The organism is Pontibacterium sp., from assembly GCF_041587635.1.
Taxonomy (GTDB): Bacteria; Pseudomonadota; Gammaproteobacteria; order Pseudomonadales; family Balneatricaceae; genus Pontibacterium.
This window is the reverse complement of the sequence record NZ_JBFGYC010000258.1, coordinates 1-5,501: the sequence shown is the minus strand read 5'-3', so window position 1 is coordinate 5,501 and position 5,501 is coordinate 1. Positions and strand designations below refer to the sequence as shown.

The 5,501-nt window shown below is 51.5% G+C and carries 4 protein-coding genes; 1 reads left to right on the top strand and 3 read right to left on the bottom strand.

All coding sequences use genetic code 11. The features are described 5' to 3' along the window. Positions 1-569 precede the first annotated feature (569 nt). Positions 570-1,259: a TorF family putative porin gene (locus tag ABYW01_RS12880; protein ID WP_372833295.1), complete on the bottom strand. Its 690-nt coding sequence runs from the start codon at positions 1,257-1,259 to the stop codon at positions 570-572. Between the two features lie 261 nt (positions 1,260-1,520). Between ABYW01_RS12880 and ABYW01_RS12875 the strand changes: the two genes are divergently transcribed. Beyond that, entirely contained in the window at positions 1,521-3,005 is a 1,485-nt protein-coding gene (locus ABYW01_RS12875; protein WP_372833292.1) for an aldehyde dehydrogenase, read from the top strand. A 164-nt stretch (positions 3,006-3,169) separates the two neighbouring features. On the opposite strand, the gene ABYW01_RS12870 is transcribed toward ABYW01_RS12875, so the two are convergent. Both ABYW01_RS12870 and ABYW01_RS12865 read right to left on the bottom strand, forming a co-directional pair. Continuing rightward, entirely contained in the window at positions 3,170-4,141 is a 972-nt protein-coding gene (locus ABYW01_RS12870) for a sterol desaturase family protein (protein WP_372833290.1), read from the bottom strand. Between the two features lie 119 nt (positions 4,142-4,260). Next, the coding region (locus ABYW01_RS12865) for a DUF4856 domain-containing protein (RefSeq protein ID WP_372833288.1) at positions 4,261-5,501 on the bottom strand (1,241 nt) is incomplete at its 5' end.

The following is a 5,501-nucleotide window of genomic DNA, read 5'->3' as shown; positions in this document are numbered from 1 at the left end:
GGCTTTCAGCCTGCCGGTAGCCTGAAGGCTACCCTACAGGTATGTTGGGGAGTGGGTTTGTTGTTATCGTAGGTGATTGGCCTGTCGGGTGGTCACTGATGTGGGGAATGGGTTTATGTGTGTAGGGCAGGCTTTCAGCCTGCCGGTAGCCTGAAGGCTACCCAACAGTGATGGTGGGGAGTGGGTTCGTCGTCATTGCGGGTGATTGGCTTGCCGGGGAGTCGCTGCTGCGGGGAATGGGTTTATGTATGTAGGGCAGGCTTCAGCCTGCCGGTAGCCTGAAGGCTACCCCACAGGGATGGTGGGGAGTGGGTTTGTCGTCATTGTGGGTGGCTCGTTGTCATCGTAGGAGATAAGGTTGCCGGTAGCCCGTGTTGTGGCACAGTGAATTTGGTCACCTGGATAAGCAGAAAAAAGCCGCCCGGTACGGCAGGCGGCAAAGCATTATACGAGCAGGGGATAGGAGACCCCATGACTGAAGAAACCGGGGTGGCGCTGTACGAAGAAGGGGATACCTACAGCGCTGAAAGCCTGTATGTCAGTCAACAAACAGGCCTTTAGGGTGTTGATCAGAATGAACGAGAAACTGTCAGCAGCAGTGTATCGTCGTTGCGGAAAGCATCGGAATTTGTTTCGTCAGCGTCTTCTACATCGTTAAACAGGTATGCAACAGACAGGTCTAGGCCAGCAACAGAGCCGGAGATGCCGATGGAGTAATCTTCGTAATCTTCGATGTCTGAAGAACCCCAGTAGTCACCGAAAGAGTGACCCGCATGCAGGTCCAGGCTGATTTCATCGGTCAGGCCATAGCTGTAATCCACTGCTACGTAGCTTGCGGATTCGCCGGTCTGGAAGAAGTCATTGGAGTAGGCGAGGGTCAGAGCCAGATCGCCGTAGTACAGGCCAGCCATCACTTCCGTGTAATCAGCATCGGAGCTGTAACCCGGATAGGTGTAGTGGTTCAGGGATAGATCGTAGCTGAAATCATCGTTGATATCGGCGCCGTAACCCACATAGTAATCCACTTCCAGGTGAGCATCTTCGCCAGCGCCGAAGTCCACATTGCTACCCCAGACACCCGCATAGATACCGTTGTCGAAGGCGGCGTCCAGGCTGCCCTGAATGGCGGCATCACCAGATGACTGGGAGATCCCGCGGAAGCGGTAGTCGTTGGTGAAGCCAACGGTGCCAGAAATTTCTGCAGCTTGTGCGCTACCCATAGCAACCGCCAGAGTGAGACCTGTTAGAACCTTTTTCATCTCTATTCCTCGTTCTTATTTTTTACGTGAGGATTACATTCTCGTGAACTTGAGAGGGTGCTTTATATACCGTTGAGTAGGTATGTCCTAGTAGGTAGACAGAAGGGTTTATAGACGATTGTGAATTGAGCTGAGCTGCGCGTTTACTCCTACCTACTCGGGTGTATATCTCTGCAAAGTGCCGATTGCGTAGACTCCGGCTAATAAGGAACCCTCGGACGCATTCGTCGGTTCCCGGTAACTAGCAGGAGAATATTAATAATGAAAAGCTATAGCGAGTGGCAGGCACAGAGTGAAACACTGACATTTCACGGCCAGGCCTATATTAATGGACAGTTTCAACCTGCCGTGAGCGGTGAGACCTTTCCATCGATCAACCCCGCTACCGAAAAACTGCTGACGAATGTTGCCAGTTGTGATGCCGCCGATGTGGATATTGCCGTCGACTGCGCACGTGAAGTTTTCAAATCGGGTGCGTGGTCTGAAATGCACCCGCGCCAGCGTAAACAGATCATGCAGAAGTGGGCTGACCTGATCGAAGCTCATAAAGATGAGTTCGCGTTGCTGGATACGCTGGATATGGGTAAATCCATCAGCGAGATGGTCAATATCGACGTGCCGGATGCAATCGACTGCTTCCGCTGGACGGCTGAGTGTATCGATAAAGTCTATGGTGAAATTGCCCCAACGGGTGAAGATACTCTGGCGATGATCAGTCATGAGCCTGTGGGTGTTGTGGGTGCGATCACGCCTTGGAACTATCCATTGTTGATGGTGAGCTGGAAGATTGCTCCGGCACTGGCGGCCGGTAACTCGGTCATTCTGAAGCCATCTGAGAAGTCCCCTCTGAGTGCATTGCGCCTCGCAGAACTGGCCTCTGAAGCGGGTATGCCGGATGGTGTGCTAAACGTTGTGCCGGGCTTTGGTCATACTGCGGGTAAAGCGCTGGCGTTACATATGGATGTCAACGTATTGGCCTTTACGGGTTCGACCCGTGTCGCAGGTATGCTGATGGAATATGCCGGTCAATCCAACATGAAGCGGGTATGGCTGGAAGCGGGCGGAAAGTCTCCGAACCTGGTGTTTGCCGATGCGGATATTAAAAAAGCTGCTGCGGGTGCCGCCAGCGCAATTTTCGCCAATCAGGGTGAAGTGTGTATCGCTTGCTCTCGTCTGTACGTAGAGAAAAGCATCAAAGAAGAGTTTATGGCCGCGCTGGTGGAAGAGGCGTCGCGTTTTCAGGCGGGTGATCCGCTTGATCCAAGTACCACTATGGGACCTATGGTGGATGGCACGCAACTCGCCACCGTTGAGCGCTATATCCGCTCTGCTCAGGACGAGGGTGGTCATGTTGTGGTGGGTGGTGTGCCTGAGTATCAGGAAGGTAAAGGCTTCTTCGCTAAGCCGACAATTGTCGATAATGCACATAACGGCATGACCTTTGTAAAAGAGGAGATCTTTGGTCCGGTGCTGGCGGTATGCGAGTTTGAAACCGAAGAGGAAGCCATCGCGCTGGCGAATGACTCAATTTATGGTTTGGGTGCTGCGCTTTGGACGCAGAATCTGTCGCGTGCGCATCGTGTCAGCCGTAAGCTGGAAAGCGGTATGGTGTGGGTGAACACTTGGGGCGAAGGTGACACGACCGTGCCGTTTGGTGGCGTTAAAGCCTCCGGTAACGGGCGTGATAAATCCCTGCATGCGCTGGAAAAGTATATAGATATTAAGAACGTTCTGATCCGTCTGTAAGGCGGGTCAGGGGCTGCATTGTTGTGATTTGCCCGGTACACGGCCACCGGGTTTCTTTCGAAACCGCTCATTTGAGCGGTTTTTTTTGGTCTGCTCGTCAGGAGCCGAATGTTAAGCTCGTATGAGTAGTGTAGAACTTTGTGACCATCGTTCCTGGCAGGTGTTTAGCTTTTACGTCTGCCGAGTAAGGCGTGCCAGCATTCCTGAAACGGTATTAGATACAATGTCTTCAGTGTTTGCTCATCGGCCTCCACTGTATCCGAAACACCAAATCGTAGTTCGGTCTTGGGCTCTGATAGATGGAGGCTGCCACCAATCCAATCCCAGATTGCTAACACTGCACCAAAGTTTTTATCGAAGTGCCGTACGCGCGTGGAATGGTGGATCTGGTGTTGTGCTGGTGATATCAGGATACGTTCGAGCCACTCCCAGTAGTGAATAGCAATATGAGAATGGCGCAGGTTAGAACCGGTGACATTGAAAATGAAGACCGCAAAGTTCACGCCCAGCACAGTGATAAGGTCGACCTGATCGCCGAAGTAAAACAGGAATACGCCAATACTGACTGCCTGAACCAGAATGCTTCGCAGTGTAAACAGCAGGCCTTCAATTGGATGGGTGCGCAGCACGGTAAACGGTGTCATCGTACGAGCGGAGTGATGCACTTTGTGGAATGCCCAAAGAAAGGGCCAGCGGTGCATCAGCATGTGCAGGAAGTAGCGGGCAAAGTCATCCAGCACAAACAGAAACAGTGTAAAGCAAATAGGGACAGCCCAATCAGGCAGAAGACTACCAGGTAGGGGGCGGGAACCGATCAGTTCGTAGAGCTGTTGAAAAATGATTGTCGCCAGTGCGATTTTGGTGATCAGTAACGGAACGATGGCGAGTAAGATCGCTTTGTTGATCAGCAGCAGTTGGTAATCCGCTTTCGCAGAGGTGGACCACCAGACACGCGGTGAAAACAGACTTCTGGCGATCATTGAAGCACGCATGTTTTTACGCCATTTCAGCCATATGCCTGCGATGATCAATGCCAGCAAAATATAACCGAAAAATACCCGTTTTCGCGGGTTTAATACGGTTTCATACACGCTGCTATACAGGTCGGTGAAGTAGTCAGTGAAAAATGTTTCCATCAGCAGAATGATACCTGTTAATACAAAAAAACCAGCTATACCGATTTAATAATTATCCCGGTATAGCTGGTTCTGTCAGACATCCATTTCCGCCAGCGCGGAACTTACGTCAGTCTTAATTAGTCGTTTTCAGCTTCAGCAGCCTGCTCGCCCAGCTTCTTGATCAGGTCGCCCATGCTTGCCAGCACGTCTTTGCTACGCGCTTCGACGCCAAACTCGTCAACCATCAGTTGCTGAACTTTCAGCATCTGCAACATGTATTCGTCCAGAGTCACGGTGCTGCTCTGTACGTAGTTGCCGTCAGCATCGATACCGGTTACCTGAGTGTTACCCAGCAGGACTGGACCGAAGCCGATCAGGCGGTTCAGCTGTACACCAGTAGCACCCAGATCTTTGCCGCTCACCTGCAGGGCCATGGCGAAACCTTTCAGTTCACCCCAGTGCTTGGCATAGCCACGCATCACTTTGCTGATATCTTCTTTAGCATCCAGCGCAGCGTTCAGCTTCTCGATATCTTTGTAGGTGGAGCCAGCATATTTGAAGACGGCTTCTGCAATGACTTTTTCCCAGTTCTCGGCAATAGTCGCAGCGTAAGCTTTCAGCTGGGTGCGTTCTGCATCACTCAGGGCTTCGCCTTTAGCGTCAGTGATCAGCTGGCGGCCATCGATGAATGCTTCAGTGATGGTGTGCAGGTAGTTAGTCTTGCCGCTTTTGTCGGTTGCCGCAGCATAGTAGCCGTGTGCAAACAGCATCTCGTTGTACAGGCTGACTTTGCCATCTTTGTTGGCATCAGCCAGTGTCAGGCCACCTTCTTTGCCTTTAGCAACGGTGTAAGCCTGTTTTGGCGTCAGAGACAGTGTGTTTGCTGGAACACCAAAGTAACCGAACGCTTCATCCCAAACATGCTCTTTGCCTGTGTAAGCTTTGCCGGCTTTGTAAGGTTTGTTGTTTGGTTTCGTGTCGGCTTCCAGTTTCTCATCCAGGTAGTTATCAACAGCCTGATTGTAGAAAACAGCACCCATGGTGAACTTGGAGATCAGCTGTGCGTAGTCCAGACCGTTTACTTTGTCGTAACCTTTGTTTGCAGAAGAGGCTTTATCGATCATAAAGGCCAGTACTTCTGCGCCGGTCATGTTGCCAGGCCAAGACGTCACTGCGCCTTTGTAGGCTTTGCCAGCCAGGTTTTTCTTCTTGGACAGATCATCAACGTTGGTTTCAGCGATGACAAAGTCGCCTTTGGTTTTCGGAGAGATAATCTCACGACCTGCATCTTTGCCTTCGTAGTAAGCCATCATCTTCGCTTTCAGCTCAGCGTTTGGCTCGCCGTTACCTTGTCCGGCCAACTTTTTCAGTGAGGTAT